Here is an 18,264-nt window from a genome sequence, read left to right on the forward strand (position 1 = left end):
GTCAGCGCCTTTCCAACCCTGCCGGCGCGACCCGCAGCGCGCCGCCCGCATCGAACACGTACACCTGAGCGGGATCGATATACAAATCGATGGCCGCGCCGAGTTCGAAGCTGTGCACGCCGGTCAGTTGGGCGACCAGCGGCCCGACCGGCGCGGCGACGTGGACGAAGGTGTCGGAACCGGAAATCTCGGCCAGTTCCACCCGGCCGGCCAGCGCCACATCGCCGGGGCGGGCGCGCACCCGCAGCGCGCTGGCGCGGATTCCGACCGTCACGCTCGCGGCGTCCTCGGCCAGCGTCGGCGCGACAGCGGGCGGCAGCGGTAACACCGTCTTATCGGACAACTGGATGCCGGACGGCGCGAGTTGGCCGGCCAGTAGATTGACCGGCGGATCGCTGAAGGCCCGCGCCACCCGGATCGATTGCGGCCGGCGGAACACCTCGGCGGTCGGGCCGTATTGCAACAGCTCGCCGGCGTCCAGCACCGCCGTATGACCGCCCAGCAGCAGCGCCTCGGTCGGTTCGGTGGTGGCGTAGACCACGGTCGAATCGCCGCCGGCGAACAGCGCCGACAACTCCTCGCGCAATTCCTCGCGCAACTTGTAATCGAGGTTGACCAGTGGCTCGTCCAGCAGCATCAGCGGCGCTTGCTTGGCCAGGGCGCGGGCCAAGGCCACCCGCTGTTGCTGGCCGCCGGACAGTTCGGCGGGCAGGCGGTCGAGAAACGGCTCAATGTGCAGTTTGGCGGCCAGTTCCCGCACTCGCCGGTCGATGGCGGCGCGGTCGAGATCGCCGCGCAGCTTGAGCGGCGAGGCGATGTTGTCGGACACCCGCAGCGATGGATAATTGATGAACTGCTGGTAAACCATCGCCACGTTGCGCTCGCGCACCGGCAAGCCGGTCACGTCGCGATCATCCACCCGCACCCGGCCCTGGCTGGGGGCGTCTAACCCCGCCATCAAGCGCATCAAGGTGGTCTTACCGGCCTGGGTCGCACCCAGCAGCACGGTGACCGCGCGCGGTTGCAACGCCATATCCAGCGGATAGAGATGCGTGGCCGCGCCGACGCGCTTGGCGACGCCTTCAAGCGTCAACTGCATGGCGGACCTTTTTTGGCTGGGTGATTCGATTCATGCATGGTTGAGGGCCTGTTGAGCCAGATGCCGCCGATCCATCAACGACGGTTCTTGAAAATATTCATCGAATTTTGTTTGAGCTTGATCGCCGAACAGCATTTGGCAGGCTTCCATCAAACCGGGCGCTCGCCGGATATCCTCGCGCCGCACCACCAAGGCGATCTTGGAGCGGCGGCGCAAAAAATCTTCCAGCTTGACGATCATTTCCTGGCGTTCGGCCAAGCCGATTTCGCAGCGGCGGTATTCGGTGCCTTGAATCAACACCTCGGCCTGGCGGGGGTCTTCGCGGATGTCCTCCAACAGCCGCAGCGCCTTATCGCCGTAGCGCCGCCACAAACGACTGGTGAGGCTTTCCATCGCGCCGGGGAAAGTGTAGCTGTCCAAATTCATCAATTGCGCCTGATGCCAATATTCCTCGCGCACCGACGGATGCGGCTCGCCGTACCATCGATAGCGGCGGTGCGGCAGCGCGACGCCCAAACTCGCCACGATGTCGGCGACTTCGTTGCCGACGTTGACGCAATCGGTCAGCTTGCCGCCGAAGATGCTGAGGCGCGCGCGCGCGCGGTCGACATCGATTTCGTGCTTGCGGGACAACTGCAACCAGTCGCGGCTCTGATTTTCACCTTGGGTTTTCACCACCAGCGGCCGCACCCCGCAGCGTTCGGCGATGATGTCGGCGCGGGTCAAGGGTTGCGGCAGGCGCAGCCGCTTGTTGATGTTGTCCAGCACGAACTGGCGGTCGTCCTCGGTCACCTCGGTAAAGGGGCTGTCGACGCGGGTGTCGGTGGTGCCGATACAAGTGCGCGGCCCCATCGGAATGGCGAAAAACAGCCGGCCATCGTCGGCGAAGAAAGTCAGAATCCGCGTGTTGGGGGTGATTCGGGGCACGATCAAATGGATGCCCTTGGAAAACAGATGACGGTGTTCGGTGCGCTCGCCGCTCAGGTGATTGAGTTCGTCCACAAATGGCCCGGCGGCGTTGATGAGCACCTTGGAGCGAATTTCGAAGACGCGGCCATCGCTGACATCCCGCGCCCGCGTGAGCCAAAGTTCGCCCGCGCGCCGCGCGCCGAGCGAATCGACGTAGTTGGCGGCGATGCAGCCCCGATCCATCGCCGAACGGACGAACTGAAACACGAAGCGCGAGTCGTTATCGCACAGATAGGCGTCGGAATACTCGAACCCGCCGGCGGTGTCACGAGTTTCAACGACCGTTTCCTCGCGCTGGATCGCCCGTTTGGACAGCAGGCGCGGAACGCGGGTGAAGCCGTTGCCGAACAGCCAATAGACCCAAGTCCCCGCCCAGAGGAACAACGGCGACCAGCGAAACCCTTGATCGATGGTGGCGAGAAAGCGGATTTCCTTGACCCGAGAGGGATAACTGTCGATCAAATGGTTGCGGCTCAGACACAGCTTCCTGACCAAGCCGTAGTCGCCGCTCTCCAAATATTTGATCCCGCCCCAAGCCAGATTCGACGACTGCTGGCTGGTGAAGCCGGCGAAATCGCGCTGGTCGATCAACGCCACCCGCGCGCCCTTGCCGGCCAGCGCGGCGGCCGACACCGCGCCGTTGATGCCGCCGCCGACGATCAGCGCGTCGTAAACGCCTTGCTCCAGCTTGCGGAGATTGTTGTCGCGCAGCTTCATGCGGGTCGCCGTCCGGCAACGGCATAGACGACTGGGGCGAGCCTCGTACTGCGATTTAACCGAGCGCGCATCAGTCGTCGTCCAGCGCCCAACCCTTGGCGCGCTCGACCGCCTTGCGCCAGCGCCGGAATAATTTTTCGCGCTCGGCCTCCATAATGTGCGGCGTATAACGGTGATCGAGTTGCCATTTCTTCGCCAATTCCGCTCGACTTTCCCAAAAGCCGGTCGCTAAACCCGCCAAATACGCCGCGCCCAGCGCCGTGGTTTCAACGATGCGGGGCACGTCCACCGGCACGCCGAGGATGTCGGCCTGAAACTGCATCAACAGGCTGTTGACCGCCGCGCCGCCGTCGCAGCGCAACTCCTTCAAGGTGATGCCGGAATCCCGCTGCATCGCCTCGATCACATCGCGGGTTTGATAGGCGATGCTCTCCAGCACCGCGCGGGCGATATGGCCCTGAGTGCTACCACGGGTGAGGCCGATCAGCAGGCCGCGCGCGTAGGGATCCCAGTGCGGCGCGCCCAACCCCACTAGCGCGGGCACGAAATAGACGCCTTCGTTGTGGGGGACGGAACGGGCCAATGCCTCGATGCCCGCCGCCGATTGGATCATCTTCAGGCCGTCGCGCAGCCACTGCACCGCCGCGCCGGTGATGAAGATCGCCCCTTCCAGCGCGTATTCGACCGGCTCGTCGCCGATGCCCCAGGCGATGGTGGTCAGCAACTTTTCCTCACTCAGCACCATTTTTTGACCGGTGTTCATCAGCACGAAGGAACCGGTGCCGTAGGTGTTCTTGGCCAGACCTGGACTGTGGCAGGCTTGGCCGAACAAGGCGGCTTGCTGGTCGCCGGCGATGCCCGCCACCGGAATCGGCCGCGCGCCGAAGAACATCTCCGGGTCGGTTTCACCGTACACCTGCGCCGATGGCCGGACCTCCGGCAAGATGGATTTGGGGATGTCGAGCCGCTCTAGCATCTCCTCATCCCACCGTAAGTCTTGAATGTTGTAGAGCAAGGTGCGGGAGGCGTTGGAATAATCGGTGACGTGCGCCTTGCCGCCGGTCAACCGCCACACTAACCAAGAATCGATGGTGCCGAAGGCGATTTCGCCGCGCCCGGCGCGGGCGCGCAAACCGGCCACGTTGTCCAGCAGCCACTTGACCTTGGTGCCGGAAAAGTACGGGTCGATCACCAAGCCGGTCTTGCGGCGCACGGTTTCTTCCAGCCCTTCCGCCTTGAGTTCGTCGCAAAACCGCGCGGTGCGCCGGTCTTGCCAAACGATGGCGTTAGCGACCGGCTTACTGGTGTGGCGATCCCACAGCACCACCGTTTCCCGCTGGTTGGTGATGCCAATAGCGCGTAATTCGCTGGCCTGAATCTCAGCGGATCGCAACGCCTCAGCAATCACGTTAACCGTCACCCGCCAGATTTCCTCGGCGTCGTGTTCCACCCAGCCGGGCTTGGGATAGTGCTGGGTGAATTCGGAGTAAGCCCGGCCCTTGATCTGGCCGTCATGATCGAAAATTAGCACGGTGGAACCGGTGGTGCCCTGGTCGATAGCCAGCACGTATCCCGCGCTCATGAGTTCGCCTCTACCGCGATCTGTTGAGGATGATTTTCAAAAGAAACCCATTATGGATTATAATGACAAAAAACCTATTAAAAACGAAAATAATGAAAAAATTTTTTAGATTCGAACAAAAACGAAAATTGGAGCTTCAGGCGACGAACACCTGCACCTCGGCCTGCGCCAGCAGCTCCATCATGGCCTCCGGCGGTGGCTGATCGGTGAACAGCATATCCATCTCGGCGATGGAGCCGAGCCGGACCATGGCGTTGCGGCCGAATTTGCTGTGATCGGTGACCAGCAACACCTGGCGAGAATTGGCGATGATCGCCTGGGACACCCGCACCTCGCGGTAGTCGAAATCCAGCAGCGTGCCGTCCAGGTCGATCCCGGAAATGCCGATGATCCCGAAATCGACCTTGAACTGCTTGATGAAGTCGATGGTCGCTTCGCCGATCACTCCTCGATCCCGGCGGCGCACCACCCCGCCCGCGACGATCACCTCGAAGCTGGGGTTGTCTGACAGCAGCATCGCCACATTGAGGTTATTGGTGATCACCCTCATGTCGGCATGATCCACCAACGCCTTGGCGACTTCCTCGGTGGTGGTGCCGATGTTGATGAGCAAGGAGGATTGATCGGGAATATGCTGGGCCACCAACCGACCGATCCGGCGCTTTTCGTCGTGATGTAATACCTGCCGGGTCGGATACGCGATATTCTCCACGCTGGAGGGCAGACCGGCCCCACCGTGGAAGCGGCGCAACAAACCGGATTCGCACAGAAGGTTGATATCGCGGCGGATGGTTTGCGGCGTGACGCTGAAATGAGCCGCCAGCGGTTCGATGGCCACCGAACCGGCTTGTCGCGCCCGCTGCAAGATTTCCTGTTGTCTTTGATTTAAATTCATGATTTAAAAATTCTTCTAATCAAGCCAAACCACAAGCAACGCGCATCGCGACGGATCTTGCAACCCAACCTGTACCGTGAGAAAGACTCAACAACCGCCACCGCGCTCTGTACAATCATCTTAACCCACCGCCCGCGCTTTCACTGATTCACATGATTTCTCAGCCGCTTTCTCCGCCTCCCGCCGTGCTGTTGATCGGCCACGGCACCCGCATCGCCGCCGGCGTCGCCGAATTCCGGACGCTGGCTGATCAATTGCAACAGGCGTTGCCCGACCGCGTTTGTCTGGCCGGTTTTCTGGAACTGGTCGCGCCGGACTTAACCGAAGCGCTGGAAAGCTTGCGCCGGCAAGGTCATCGGCGAATCATCGCCTTGCCGGCGTTGCTGATGGCCGCCGGCCACGTCAAGAACGACATTCCCGCCTTGCTCAACGACTTTCAGAGCGAGCATTCGGAAATCGCCATCACCTTCGGCGCGGATTTGGGGATTCATCCCAACCTGTTACAAATCGCGCGCGAACGCATCGAAAGCGCCGAGGCCGGGTTTGGCCCGGATTACCAACGGCGGGATACCTTGCTGGTGGTGATCGGACGCGGCAGTTCCGACCCCGACGCCAATTCCAACATCAGCAAGATCACCCGGATGCTGTGGGAGGGCATGGGCTTTGGCTGGGCGGAAACCGCCTATACCGCCGTGGCCGCGCCGCTGATGGCGGACGCGCTGGAGCGGACCCATCGCCTCGGCTTCCAGCGCGTGGTGGTGTTTCCCTATCTGCTGTTCACCGGCCGGTTGGTGGATCAGGTGCGCGCGGCCGTGGCCGCCCATCAAGCCGCGCATCCCGATGTTGAAGCGGCGGTCGCGCCATATCTGAACACCCATCCGTTGCTGGTCAAAACCTTCTTGGAGCGGTTGACCGAGGCTGAGGCGGGCGAGGCGCGCATGAATTGTCAGTTTTGCCCGTATCGCACCCCCATCGTCGGGCGGGAAAGCTGGCAAGGCGCGCCGCAAACGGGCCACCTTCACGAAGTCGGTCACGATCGCGATCCCGACTGCGCCCATCACTGCCCCCATCCGCACCATCATCCCCATCATTCCACCCCGCACGGCTGACCGCCGCGCGCCGGAGCCGTCATGCCCCGATTCGATTACTTGAGCGACCCCGATGAAATCGAACGCCAGTCGTTTGTCCAAATCCGTCAGTTGACGGATCTGTCGCGCTTTGATCCCGACCAACAGCAGGTGGCGATGCGCTTGGTGCATACCTCCGGTGATCCCGATATCTTGCAAGATTTGCAGTTCAGCCCCGACGCGGTGTCCGCCGGCCTCACCGCGTTGACCCAAGGCGCGGATGTGCTGTGCGACATTGAAATGGTCGGTCGCGGCATCAGCAAGCGTTACTTAACCGGTCAGGTGCATTGCTTTCTGAACGCGCCGGAAGTCGCCGAACGCGCCCGCCAAACCGGCGAAACGCGCTCGATGGCGGCGATGGCGGAATGGCCGACGCGGTTGGCCGGTTCCATCGTCGCTATCGGCAACGCCCCGACCGCCCTGTTTCGGCTGCTGGATTTGCTGGATGCCGGCGCGCCTCGTCCGGCGTTGATCGTCGGGATGCCGGTCGGCTTCATCAACGCCGCCGAGTCGAAACAGGCGTTGTGGGAGACCGGGCCGAGCGAATTTCAAATTCCGTGCATCGTCTTGTTGGGCCGGCGCGGCGGCAGCGCCTTGGCCGCCGCCACCGTCAATGCCTTGGCGCGGATAACCCACGGAATCCGGTTTTGATGGCGGCCGAATTTGACTGGCGTGGCCCGCCGATTCAGGTTATCGGCATGGGCATGGAGGCTGGCGCGCTGGGCCAAGCCGCGCGGACGGCGTTGGAACAGGCGGAACTGATTATCGGCTCGACCGCCCATCTGGCCGCAACGCCAGAAAATTTGAGCGCCGAAAAACGCCCCTATCCCAGCCCGATGAGTGGCTTGCCAGACCTGCTGCGCGCCAACGCCGGGCGACGGATCGCGATGCTCGCTTCCGGTGATCCGCTGTTTTTCGGCATCGGCAGCACCCTGCTCCGCCAATTTTCAGCCGAACAGTTGGTGTTTCATCCGAACGTCTCCAGCATTCAAGCCGCCTTCGCCCGGCTGGGACGACCGTGGCAACAGGCGCAGTGGGTCAGCCTGCACGGCCGGCCGCTCGCCAGCTTGCGCGCCGCCTTGCAAGGCCATCGGTTGTATGCCCTGCTCACCGACCGCGACAGCGCGCCTGCCGCCATCGCCCGGATTCTGGTCGAAACCGGCTTTGGTGAATCCAGCGTTTGGGTGGCGGAGGATTTAGGCAGTGATCAAGAGCAATTTCGCGCCTTTCAAGTCACCGAACTGGCTGATGCGACCTTGGCGTTCTCGCCGCTGAATGTCGTTTTGCTGGAAACGCGCGGGCCGGGCGGGCTGTTGCCGGAATTTCCCGGCATCCCCGACGAGCGGTTCAGCACCGGCGCGGAACCCGGCAAGGGTTTGTTGAGCAAGCGCGAGGTGCGGTTGACCATCCTCTCGCTGTTGGCTCCGCGCGCCGGGGAAATCGGCTGGGATATCGGCGCGGGCTGCGGCGGCGTCTCGGTGGAATGGGCGCGCTGGAACTCCCAAGGCGAGGTGTACGCCATTGAGGTTCACGCCGAACGGCTGGAACATTTGGGAATCAACCGCGAGCGTTTTGGCGTCATCAGCAACTTGCACGTCATCGCCGGTCGCGCGCCGGACGCATTTACCGACTTGCCCGACCCACACGCCGTATTTATCGGCGGCAGCAGCGGCGGCCTGGGCGAAATGCTGGAAGCGGTCTGGGCGCGGTTGCGGCCGGGCGGCCGCTTGGTGGCCAGCGCCGTCACTGAGGATAGCCGGGTCGATTTGCACGCCTTTGTCGGCGACCGCGCGGCCGAGTGGACAGAATTGAGCGTCGCTCGCGCGGAAAAATTGGCCGGACAACGGATCATGCGCCCCTATTTGCCGGTGCTACTACTGAAGTTGGAGAAGCCACGATGACGACAGGCACGCTCTACGGCGTCGGCGTCGGCCCCGGCGACCCGGAATTGCTGACGCTCAAAGCCGTGCGGATTTTGCAAAATGTCCCGGTGGTCGCCTATCCCGCCACCCCGCAAGGTAGCGCCCAGGCCCGCGACATCGCGGCTCAATGGTTGGCCGGCAAGCGGGAAATCCCGATTACCATGCCCTGTATGCTGGATCGCGGCCCCGTGAACGAAGGTTACGACGAAGCCGCCGCAGTCATCGCGGAAGAACTGACCGCGGGCCAGGACGTGGCGATCTTGTGCGAAGGCGATCCGCTGTTTTACGGCAGTTTCAGTTATTTATTGCAACGCTTGGGCGAGCGTTTTCCCTGCGTGGTGATTCCCGGCATCAACTCGGTCAGCGCCGCCGGCGCCGCCACCGCGACGCCGCTGATCACCGGCGAACGGCGGCTGACCGTGGTTCCCGCCACCGCCGGCGACGAGGTGTTAAGGCAGACTTTGCTCAACAGCGACAGCGTGGCCATTCTCAAGCCAGGGCGACATCGGCCGCGCTTGCTGGAACTGTTGCGGGAAACCGGCCGAGCCGGGGATACGTTTTATATCGAACAGGCCAGCCGACCGGCGGAGCGCGTCATCGACCGCTTCGAGGATATTCCCGCCACACCGGGGCCATACTTTGCGCTATTTTTGGTCATTCGAAACAGCGCTCTAAGCTAAAAAAACCGGTTTTTCTTGGAACCCTCAAGCAAGGCGTCCATGATGCAAAAAACACCCGATCTTCAAAAAAACGAAATCGTGTTTTTTCTGGCAAACTATTATTCTGGCGCAACTCTACTAGCATTTTTTCTTAATAATCATAAGAGTTTAGTCTGTAATGGCGAGACTTTTCCTTTCATATACAGCGAAAGCGATTCCTATACTTGTTCGTGTGGCCAAAACATCAAGAAATGCAACTTTTACAGACACTGCGCGGAGCAGTTTTTCTTAGATGATAACTTGAGCAACGAATACAAAAATTTTTCGATTTTTCCAACTTACTCCACCAATAAATTTCTCAATAAACTTGTATCGACCTTAACTGTGCCTTACTCCTTACGAAAAGCCCTTGTGGAGACAATTCCTTCCTTAAAAGCACAACGAGATTTATTTCTAAAGCTACATGTGGAATTTATCGAAAAAGCTTGCCAATACTATGATGTAAGTACCTATATCGATAACACAAAATCGATTCAGCGTTGCGAATTGTTTCTGAGTATCATCGATCCTAAGATCAAGATCATTCACTTAATTCGCGATGGCAGGGCCTATTTTCACTCGTATCGAAAAGCCAACCCCACCACGCCGGAAAGCCGCGAATTTATTGCGCGTAAATGGCAAAAGTATCTCAATGAAATCGCACGCCTTCAATCAGCCAATCCCGGCATTCTGCTCTTAACTGTTCGTTATGAAGATTTATGCGAAAATCCGGTGTTGGAACTAAACAGAATTTGTGATTTTCTAGCGGTCGAATTTGATGAAAATATGTTCAAAAGACAACAGTACGATCATCATATCTTAGGTAATAAGATGCGCTTGGGCTTTGATTGGTCCTTTAAAAAAAATAGCAATGTTGCCTGGCAACAAGAATTGACCAGCAGCGAGATTGCGTTGTGCAAAAAATTACAAAAAAATGGCTTGAACGAGTTCTCCTACCGTTAGCAAAGCCCACGGCTAACTCTCGCTGATCCAGCAGAAGTTGACTCTTTCGAAATTCGGCCGCACCCGCTACAGATTTCAATTGCCCTCATGGGCAGTAATGCTATGATTTCTAGCTTCAGACATCGCTCAGGATCACCTTCAATGAGTCGTCCTTCCGTTACCCGCGCATTATTCGATGAAGTCATGGTACCCAACTACGCCCCAGCGGCGATCATCCCGGTGCGTGGCGAAGGTTCGCGCCTGTGGGACCAGGAAGGCCGTGATTACATCGACTTTGCCGGCGGCATCGCCGTCACCGTGCTGGGCCACGCCCATCCCAAGTTGGTCGCGGCGCTGGCCGAACAGGCGCAAAAGCTCTGGCACGTCAGCAACGTGCTGGCTAACGAACCCGCACTCAAGCTGGCTCGTCGGCTGTGCGAGTTGACCTTCGCCGAACGGGTATTTTTTGCCAATTCCGGGGCCGAGGCTAACGAGGCCGCACTCAAACTGGCCCGGAAATACGCCGCCGACCACGGCGGGCCGGACAAGCGCGAGATCATCGCCTTCACCCCCTCGTTTCACGGTCGCACGCTGTTTACCGTGACGGTCGGCGGGCAAGCCAAATACACCGAAGGCTTTGAACCCTTGCCGCCGGGCATCACTCACGTTCCCTTCAACGATCTGCCCGCTTTCGCCGCCGCCATCTCCGACCGCACCTGCGCGGTGATCGTGGAGCCGGTACTGGGTGAAAGCGGCGTCATCAGCGCCACTCTGGAATTCTTGGAAGGAATCCGCGAACTGTGCGATCGGCACCGAGCCTTGCTGATTTTCGACGAAGTACAAACCGGCAACGGCCGTACCGGCCATCTCTACGCCTATATGGGCTACAGCGTCACGCCCGATATCTTGACCACGGCCAAAGGGCTGGGCGGCGGTTTCCCGATCAGCGCCATGCTGACCACATCGACCATCGCCGCCAGCCTGACCGCCGGTAGTCACGGCACCACTTACGGCGGCAACCCGCTGGCCTGCGCGGTCGCGGGAGCGGCCCTGGAACTGCTCAGCGATCCCGAATTGTTGGCCGGCGTGCGTCGCAAGCACGAACTGCTCATGGCCGGATTGCAGCGCATCAACCAACGTTGTGGCGTGTTTCGGGAATTGCGCGGCAAAGGCTTGTTGCTCGGCTGCGAGCTGACTGAACCCTGGCATGGCCGCAGCCGCGATTTCATCAAAGCCGCGCTGGAGCAAGGCTTGCTGGTCTTGGTGGCGGGACCGGATGTGATCCGGTTGGCCCCGTCCCTGATCATCCCTGACGAGCTGATCGAGGAAGGCTTGCGCCGCTTCGAGCGAGCCATCGACGGGCTTTTGACTGAAACCGCCCAGGCGGGAGAGGAGCTAGCCCATGCGCGATAAAGCGGAACCGGTACAAATCCAATGTCCGAGGTGCCGCTACACCTCGATCATCTACATCCCTATTGAAGAGATGCCGAATTGCCCCAAGTGCGGCGCTCGCATGGTCATTCGCGAGTTGCTGGACGAAGGCAAATCGACTTGAGTCGCGACCCACGCTTTACGTGCTGGACCTACATTTGCATGTCACAAAGACGTTTCGGTTGGCTGATCCGCCGGAACGTCACTTAATAAATTATTCCAAACTTTATAGCATAGGGAATTAACCGCATGAAAAATCGACTGATGGCGCTTGCCGCGCTGGCCTTGCTCAGCTTGCCCTGGTCGTCCTCCTCCTGGGCCGGCAAACTGGAACAAATCAAGAAGGACGGCCTGCGCGTCTGCCTGGAACCCGGTTATATGCCGTTCATCATGCTCGACAAGCAAGGAAAAATCATCGGCTTTGATCCCGACTTGGCCGAACTCACCGCCAAGGAGCTGGGCGCCCCCAAATTAGAAATGATCAATACGCCTTGGAATGACATTATCCCGACGCTGATCGCTGACAAGTGCGACATCATCATGAGCGGCATGAGCATCACCGAGGAGCGCCGCCAAAAAATCGACTTCAGTAACGCTTATATCGTGATCGGTCAGACGGTGCTGCTTCGTAAGGACCTAGAAGACCGAATAAAATCTTACAGTGATTTGAATGATCCAAAATTTAAAGTCGCTTCGAAACAAGGCACCACCGGCGAAACCGCAGTCAAGACCCATATACCAAAAGCCCAATACCTCCCGGTCAAAACCGAACAGGAGGGTGTAACACAAGTCCTCGATAGCAAAGTCGATGCTTTTATCTACGATTCGCCCTCCAACGCGGTGGCCGTCGGGCAACGCGGGGAAGGGAAACTGGTCCTCTTGGATTCGCCGTTCACTTTCGAGCCTATCGGCTGGGCGATACGCAAGGGCGACCCGGAATTTCTGAGCTGGCTTAATGCCTTCATCAAAAAAATTGATAAAGACGGGACTAAACATGCCATCTACCGAAAGTGGTTCAAATCCACGAGCTGGCTGAAAGACCTGCCGTAACCGGATCATCAGAATAGTATTTCGGCCGGTGCTCCGAGATGATCGGCCGAGTGCGGAAAGACGGGGCTAAGAAGCTGACTGCCAGCGGCCCGTCATTTCGGGCGCTGGTAGGCGACTGGCAAGGATGTTGGGCGAGCGACAACCGTCTTGATATCCGTCGTTCAAACAACAAGTCACGACTGAATTCATGCAAAAAAATAATTTGTAATACTATTATTTAGACGGCACCGATTGACCTCACCGGAGCTTCGCCTCACGGCCTTTGGATTTCACTCACCGTAAAGGAGCACTCCCGCATGAAAAAGCGCCTGGTCGCGCTCGCCGCGCTCGCCCTGTTCAATCTATCTGGGTCACCTGCCTGGGCTGGCAAACTGGAACAAATCAAGAAAGATGGTCTGCGGGTCTGCACGGAACCAGCGTACATGCCGTTCGAAATGACCGACAAGCGCGGCCAAATCATTGGCTTCGACCCCGATTTAGCCGCCCTGATGGCCAAGGAACTGGGCGCGGCGAAGCTGGATTTGATCAGCACCGCCTGGGACGGCATCATCCCGGCGCTGATCACCAACAAGTGCGACATCATCATGAGCGGCATGACCATCACCGACGAACGCAAGGAAAAGATCAGCTTCGCCGATCCCTACATGCTGATCGGCCAGACCGTTTTAGTGCGCAAGGACCTGGCTGAAAAGGTCAAGTCCTATCGGGATCTCAACAAGCCGGACTATAAGATCGCCTCCAAACTCGGCACCACCGGGGAGATCGCCGCCAAGAAATATATCCCCAAGGCCAAATATTTCTCCTACGAAACCGAAGCGGAAGCGGTGATGGAAACGGTCAACGGCAAGGTTGACGCCTTCATTTACGATGCTCCCTACAATCTGGTCGCCAACGCCCAGCGCGGCGAAGGGAAATTGGTCTTTCTCGATAAACCCTTCACGGACGAGCCGATCGGTTGGGCCATCGCCAAAGGCGATCCAGAATTCCTGGAAGCGATCAACGGTTTCCTCGCCAAGATCAAAAAAGAAGGCGCCCACGAAAAACTGCATCAGAAGTGGTTTAAAAATACCGACTGGCTGAAAGACGTGCAGTAGCCGTGCCCCTGAAACGACCTTCCGTCCAGTGGCCTTGGCACGGGCTGCTGGCGCTGATCCTGCTGGTCTTGGCCGCCGGGCTGTGGGTGGCGACCAAACGAGTCAATTACGAATGGCGCTGGGAGCGGGTGCCGCAGTATTTTTTCTATCAGGGCGAGGACGCGCAATCCGCGCCGGTCGCCGGTCAAGTCCGCAAAATCAGCCCCGCTGGCACCGACAGCCGAGTGGAAATCGCACCGGCCGATGGCGGTCAACCCGTCTCGCTGTTGGTCGAAACCGCTACCTTAAAGGTTAAAACCGGCGATTCCCTCGCCGAGGGTGATGATGTCGGCGCGCAGCGACATTGGAAAATCGGCCCGCTGACCCAAGGCTTATGGGTCACGATCTGGATTTCCTTCATCTCCGGCTTCATCGGCCTGATCGTCGGCTTGATCACCGGCTTGTGCCGGCTGTCGCCGAACCCGACCTTGCGCGGTCTGGCGGTGTTTTACATCGAGCTGATCCGTGGCACTCCGCTCTTGGTGCAGATTTTCATCTTCTATTTCTTCATCGGCACGGTGTTGAATCTGGATCGGATCGTCGCCGGCGTGGGCGCCTTGGCGCTGTTCGTCGGCGCGTATACCGCCGAGATCATCCGTGCCGGCATTCAATCCATCGCCAGGGGCCAAACCGAGGCGGCCCGGTCGCTGGGCATGACCGCCACGCAAACCATGACCCACATCGTGCTACCGCAAGCCCTCAAGCGGGTGCTGCCGCCGCTGGCCGGACAATTCATCAGCCTGATCAAGGACTCATCCCTGGTCTCGGTCATCGCCATCACCGATCTGACCAAGAGCGGCCGCGAGATCATCACTTCCAGTTTCGCCACCTTCGAAATCTGGTTTACGGTCGCTCTGCTATATCTGGTGGTCACCTCGCTGCTGTCGCAGTTGCTGTTCTGGTTGGAACGGAGGTTCGCCCGCAGTGATTGAAGTCCACAATCTAGTCAAGGTGTTCGAGGGTCGCGGCACACCAGTGCGCGCGGTGGATCATGTTTCTACCCGGATCAGCAAGGGCGAAGTGGTGGTCGTCATCGGTCCCTCCGGCTCCGGCAAATCCACCTTTCTGCGTTGCCTCAACGGCCTGGAAGCCTTTGACGACGGTCAAGTGATCATCGACGGGGTGGATTTGGGCGACAGCAAAACCAACATCAATACGGTTCGCCGCGAAGTCGGGATGGTGTTCCAGCATTTCAACCTGTTCCCACACAAGACCGTGCTGGACAATGTGACCTTGGCCCAGCGCGTGGTCCGCAAACGAAAAACCGCCGAAGCCGAGGATAAAGCGATGGCGCTGTTGACCAAGGTCGGTATCGCCGAGAAGGCGCATGAGTACCCCTCCCGCTTGTCGGGCGGCCAACAACAGCGGGTCGCCATCGCTCGCGCCCTGGCGATGGACCCCAAGGTGATGCTGTTCGACGAACCGACCAGCGCGCTCGACCCGGAAATGGTCGGCGAGGTGCTGGATGTCATGCAACAACTCGCTCGCGAAGGCATGACCATGGCGGTGGTGACTCACGAGATGGGCTTCGCCCGCGAAGTGGCGCACCGGGTCATGTTCATGGATGCCGGCAAAATTTTGGAAGATGCGCCGCCGGCCGAGTTTTTTACCGCCCCCAAGGAAGCCCGAGCACGAGTCTTTTTGAAACAGGTTTTGTGATTTTGCGCGGGTTTCCGCGGCGCCGGAGCTTCAGCTATAGCTGTAGGAATAGTGGATGATGTCTGGATTCTGCTCGGAAATCGCCTGCCCCAGGCAAATGATACCGCGATCCTGAAGCGTGAATTCTTCGCGGCGCACGAAGAAACGGCCGCCGTTTTCCAGCGTTAGATACGTGCCGTTGGTGCTGTGATCGATCAGGATAAACTTGCCTTGCCGGAACTCGATATCGGCATGACTGCGCGAAACCAGCTCTCGATCCACCACCAATTCGTTCATGCCGCCGCGCCCCATGCGGAAAAGCTGGGAACTCGGCACCACTTCGATCCTGCGACCCCGATAGTCCAGGATCAAACGCCGCAACAGCAAGTTACGTAGTTCTTCCTGGCGGTCGACGTTGAAAAGCTGAGTCAGGCTGGCGCTTTCCTCTTGCCAGAGAATCTCGCAGATTTCCATTTCATCCTGTTTGCCCCGAACCCTTACGCAACCGAGGCTGCGGATCATTTGCGTCCAGTCGTCCGACAACAGCCCCGCCGTCTTGCGCGTGGTGATGATCTGATCGGCCTTGGCCTGCGACACCATCCGGGCGGCGATATTCACCGCGTCACCGAACAAATCCCCCTGTTCGATCAAGACGGGTCCGTCATGCAAACCGATCTTGACCGCGATATTCAAGTCCCGCAACACGGGATCAGCCTTTAGCGTGGCGTGCATGTCGCAGGCGGCGCTCACGCCCCCTTCCGGGTTCGGAAACCGGCTCATGATTTCATCGCCGATGGTTTTGACGACCTTCCCATCGAACTCGGCCGTTCTGGCCGAAAGCAATTCCAAGACCCGGCTTTCGATTTGCCGCGCCTGCCGATCGCCGTACTGCTCGAACAACCGGGTACTCCCGCAAATATCGGCGAACAGCACAGTGGCCGATACCTGTTCGCCCGATGTCGGCCGGTCTCCCGGCGTGGTCAGGCCGCTCAGTTTTTGAATCATGTTCTGAGCCCCCAAGATCGGATCGTCAGACGAGACTATAACCGCGAGCGCGCAACTCCTCGACTAGCCGTTGCGTGTTCGCATGAGCGATGGCTTCGTAGCATCGTTGAAAGTAATCGGTGAAGAAAAACGTCGGCCGACTCTGTAAGGCGCGTAAAAACCGCAGGAGATTGGGATAGTACCGGTCATCGGGCACTCCGGCAAACTCAGCACGAATCCGCCGGCCGTCCCGTTCGAACGTTTCCCAAGGCGATCCGAAGCTGCAAAGGTCGATATCCACGACAAAACAGTCATTCCGCCGGACCGGCGCCCGGCGGTGAGCGGTCGCCATGATCAGCTCCCGCACCGACTGCCGAAAGCGTTCATCCATACCGCCCTCCGCACAGCGTTGGAACAGGTCAGCGCTGCGCTGCTCATTATCCGGCGCTCCCGGCGCATAAATCGCATCGTGGAACCACAAGGCCATTTCGATGTGGTCGGGATCATCCGTCAACGCCACGACTGCATCGAACTCCTCCAGGCAGCGGCGGATATGCTCGAAAGTATGATAGTGGCGATGGGATTCGCCATAAAGCCGCGCCAACCGCTGGTAAATCGCGCTCGCCGCCGTTGCAGCGCCGCCGGCGGCGCGGTTCCACAACGCCACGAAGCGCGCTTCCCGCCACAGCGGATCGCTGGCGGCGACCGGGGCTTGCGGCAGAACGCTCACCGGGTCGCTCGCGCCGCGAAATCTTGAATCAGCCGCCACGCCATGCTCATCGGGCTGGGCAAGCCCGGCAACGCATCGGGCGCGAACCAACCGGCATCGACGATTTCCCGGCCGTCCGCCCGCAACTCCCCCTCCGCATACTCGGCGGTGAACGCGATCATCAGCGAATGGGGAAACGGCCAGGACTGGCTGGCAAAATAGCGCAGGTTGCCCACCCGGATGTTGACTTCCTCGGCGACTTCCCGATGGATGGCTTGTTCCAGCGTTTCGCCCGCTTCCACAAAACCGGCCAGCACGCTATAGACGCCCGGCGCGAACCGGGGCGCGCGGGCCAACAGAATTTGGCCGTCCCGCACCACCCGCACCATGACCACCGGCGACAAGCGCGGATAGGCTATCGAGCCACAGGCCGCGCAATGGCGGGCACGCTCATCGGCCCGCCGCTGGGTCGGCGCGCCGCAGCCGCCGCAAAACTGATGGCTGCGATCCCATTCGATCAGTTGCGCCGCGTGGCTGGCCACGCCGAGCACGCCTTCGTCGAGCCGCGTCCACAAGGCGCGCAAGCTTTCGAATGCCATGCCCGGCGGGGCGATGTGGGTTTCCACCTCGGCGGCATGGCAAGGCTGGCCGCGCAGCGACCCCAAATACAGCCGGCGCGTCGTCGCGAGCTTGGCAAAAGGCCAGACCGAGGCGGCGGGTAATTCAAACCGATCGGCCACGGGACGCACCAACAGGTTGCCACCGGCGAACACGAACCACTGGATCGGAGTATCACTGGCGTCCGCCGGCAACAAGCCCGGCTGAAAATCATCCGGTAAGGTCAACACAATATCAAGCGACCTGTAACAACGCCAACAATCCCGCCAGGAGTTGCAGGGGGTCCGGCGGGCAGCCGGCGATATGAAGATCCACTGGAATCACGGCGGAAACGCCGCCGACGCACGCATAGCCGCCGGCGAACACTCCGCCGTCGCGCCCGCAATCGCCGACCGCCACTACCCATTTGGGATCGGGTGTGGCGTGATAAGTTCGCTCCAAGCCTTCTTTCATATTGACGGTGACCGGTCCGGTCACCAGCAGCACATCGGCATGACGCGGCGAGGCGACGAAATGGAACCCAAAGCGCTCCAGATCGTAGAAGGCATTGTTGAGCGCATGAATTTCCAACTCGCAACCGTTGCAAGAACCGGCGTCTACTTGGCGGATCGAGAGACTGCGACCGAGGCGCCGCCGGGCGGCCCGATCGACCTGGGCCGCCAGCTCGGCTAGCGCCTGCTCGGACGGTGGCGGGGCGGGTACCGTCAGCGGCAATCGCACCAGGCTTTGCAACAAAAGCTTGCGCATGGC

The 18,264-nt window shown here is 59.8% G+C and carries 19 protein-coding genes; 11 read left to right on the forward strand and 8 right to left on the reverse strand.

Features of this window, described 5'->3' with window-relative positions; all coding sequences use genetic code 11:
• Position 1 precedes the first annotated feature (1 nt).
• The 4 genes from IPK09_06100 to IPK09_06115 form a co-directional block, all read right to left on the reverse strand.
• Positions 2 to 1,099 (reverse strand): ABC transporter ATP-binding protein, encoded by a 1,098-nt coding sequence (locus tag IPK09_06100; protein MBK7983188.1) that lies wholly within the window; start codon positions 1,097 to 1,099, stop codon positions 2 to 4.
• Positions 1,100 to 1,129: 30 nt separating this feature from the next.
• Positions 1,130 to 2,785: an FAD-dependent oxidoreductase gene (locus tag IPK09_06105; protein MBK7983189.1), complete on the reverse strand. Its 1,656-nt coding sequence runs from the start codon at positions 2,783 to 2,785 to the stop codon at positions 1,130 to 1,132.
• A 70-nt stretch (positions 2,786 to 2,855) separates the two neighbouring features.
• On the reverse strand, positions 2,856 to 4,367 hold the full coding sequence (glpK, locus tag IPK09_06110; protein ID MBK7983190.1) for a glycerol kinase GlpK: 1,512 nt from the start codon (positions 4,365 to 4,367) through the stop codon (positions 2,856 to 2,858).
• Between the two features lie 136 nt (positions 4,368 to 4,503).
• On the reverse strand, positions 4,504 to 5,262 hold the full coding sequence (locus tag IPK09_06115; GenBank protein MBK7983191.1) for a DeoR/GlpR family transcriptional regulator: 759 nt from the start codon (positions 5,260 to 5,262) through the stop codon (positions 4,504 to 4,506).
• A 152-nt stretch (positions 5,263 to 5,414) separates the two neighbouring features.
• Here IPK09_06115 and IPK09_06120 point away from each other — a divergent pair, with 152 nt between their 5' ends.
• The 11 genes from IPK09_06120 (at position 5,415) to IPK09_06170 (ending at position 15,224) form a co-directional block, all read left to right on the forward strand.
• Entirely contained in the window at positions 5,415 to 6,371 is a 957-nt protein-coding gene (locus tag IPK09_06120) for a sirohydrochlorin chelatase (GenBank protein MBK7983192.1), read from the forward strand.
• Between the two features lie 21 nt (positions 6,372 to 6,392).
• Entirely contained in the window at positions 6,393 to 7,040 is a 648-nt protein-coding gene (locus tag IPK09_06125) for a precorrin-8X methylmutase (GenBank protein ID MBK7983193.1), read from the forward strand.
• Positions 7,040 to 8,290: a precorrin-6y C5,15-methyltransferase (decarboxylating) subunit CbiE gene (gene cbiE / locus IPK09_06130; protein MBK7983194.1), complete on the forward strand. Its 1,251-nt coding sequence runs from the start codon at positions 7,040 to 7,042 to the stop codon at positions 8,288 to 8,290. Before IPK09_06125 ends, cbiE begins: the two co-directional genes overlap by 1 nt.
• Positions 8,287 to 8,991, forward strand: coding sequence for a precorrin-2 C(20)-methyltransferase (gene cobI / locus IPK09_06135; GenBank protein MBK7983195.1), 705 nt, complete (start codon positions 8,287 to 8,289; stop codon positions 8,989 to 8,991). Before cbiE ends, cobI begins: the two co-directional genes overlap by 4 nt.
• Positions 8,992 to 9,030: 39 nt before the next feature.
• Positions 9,031 to 9,972 carry a sulfotransferase gene (locus tag IPK09_06140; protein ID MBK7983196.1) on the forward strand — a complete coding sequence of 314 codons (942 nt, stop codon included), beginning with the start codon at positions 9,031 to 9,033 and terminating at the stop codon, positions 9,970 to 9,972.
• Positions 9,973 to 10,113: 141 nt separating this feature from the next.
• A complete protein-coding gene (locus IPK09_06145) occupies positions 10,114 to 11,364 on the forward strand; it encodes an aspartate aminotransferase family protein (GenBank protein ID MBK7983197.1) in 1,251 nt (416 codons plus the stop codon).
• Entirely contained in the window at positions 11,354 to 11,506 is a 153-nt protein-coding gene (locus tag IPK09_06150) for a hypothetical protein (protein ID MBK7983198.1), read from the forward strand. Before IPK09_06145 ends, IPK09_06150 begins: the two co-directional genes overlap by 11 nt.
• Positions 11,507 to 11,631: 125 nt before the next feature.
• On the forward strand, positions 11,632 to 12,432 hold the full coding sequence (locus tag IPK09_06155; protein MBK7983199.1) for a transporter substrate-binding domain-containing protein: 801 nt from the start codon (positions 11,632 to 11,634) through the stop codon (positions 12,430 to 12,432).
• A gap of 296 nt (positions 12,433 to 12,728) precedes the next feature.
• Positions 12,729 to 13,526, forward strand: coding sequence for a transporter substrate-binding domain-containing protein (locus IPK09_06160; protein ID MBK7983200.1), 798 nt, complete (start codon positions 12,729 to 12,731; stop codon positions 13,524 to 13,526).
• Positions 13,527 to 13,528: 2 nt separating this feature from the next.
• Positions 13,529 to 14,497, forward strand: a complete 969-nt coding sequence (locus tag IPK09_06165; protein ID MBK7983201.1) for an amino acid ABC transporter permease — start codon at positions 13,529 to 13,531, stop codon at positions 14,495 to 14,497.
• On the forward strand, positions 14,490 to 15,224 hold the full coding sequence (locus IPK09_06170; GenBank protein MBK7983202.1) for an amino acid ABC transporter ATP-binding protein: 735 nt from the start codon (positions 14,490 to 14,492) through the stop codon (positions 15,222 to 15,224). The genes IPK09_06165 and IPK09_06170 overlap by 8 nt, the downstream gene beginning before the upstream one ends.
• A gap of 30 nt (positions 15,225 to 15,254) precedes the next feature.
• On the opposite strand, the gene IPK09_06175 is transcribed toward IPK09_06170, so the two are convergent.
• Genes IPK09_06175 through nuoB form a run of 4 tightly spaced genes read right to left on the reverse strand, consistent with a single transcriptional unit; the run spans position 15,255 to position 18,261 of the window.
• On the reverse strand, positions 15,255 to 16,208 hold the full coding sequence (locus IPK09_06175) for an adenylate/guanylate cyclase domain-containing protein (protein MBK7983203.1): 954 nt from the start codon (positions 16,206 to 16,208) through the stop codon (positions 15,255 to 15,257).
• A 25-nt stretch (positions 16,209 to 16,233) separates the two neighbouring features.
• Positions 16,234 to 16,917: a hypothetical protein gene (locus IPK09_06180; GenBank protein MBK7983204.1), complete on the reverse strand. Its 684-nt coding sequence runs from the start codon at positions 16,915 to 16,917 to the stop codon at positions 16,234 to 16,236.
• On the reverse strand, positions 16,914 to 17,747 hold the full coding sequence (gene nudC / locus IPK09_06185; protein ID MBK7983205.1) for an NAD(+) diphosphatase: 834 nt from the start codon (positions 17,745 to 17,747) through the stop codon (positions 16,914 to 16,916). The genes IPK09_06180 and nudC overlap by 4 nt, the downstream gene beginning before the upstream one ends.
• A 1-nt stretch (position 17,748) precedes the next feature.
• A complete protein-coding gene (gene nuoB / locus IPK09_06190; protein MBK7983206.1) occupies positions 17,749 to 18,261 on the reverse strand; it encodes an NADH-quinone oxidoreductase subunit NuoB in 513 nt (170 codons plus the stop codon).
• Positions 18,262 to 18,264: the final 3 nt, after the last annotated feature.

Source organism: Candidatus Competibacteraceae bacterium (assembly GCA_016713505.1).
Taxonomy (GTDB): domain Bacteria; phylum Pseudomonadota; class Gammaproteobacteria; order Competibacterales; family Competibacteraceae; genus Competibacter_A.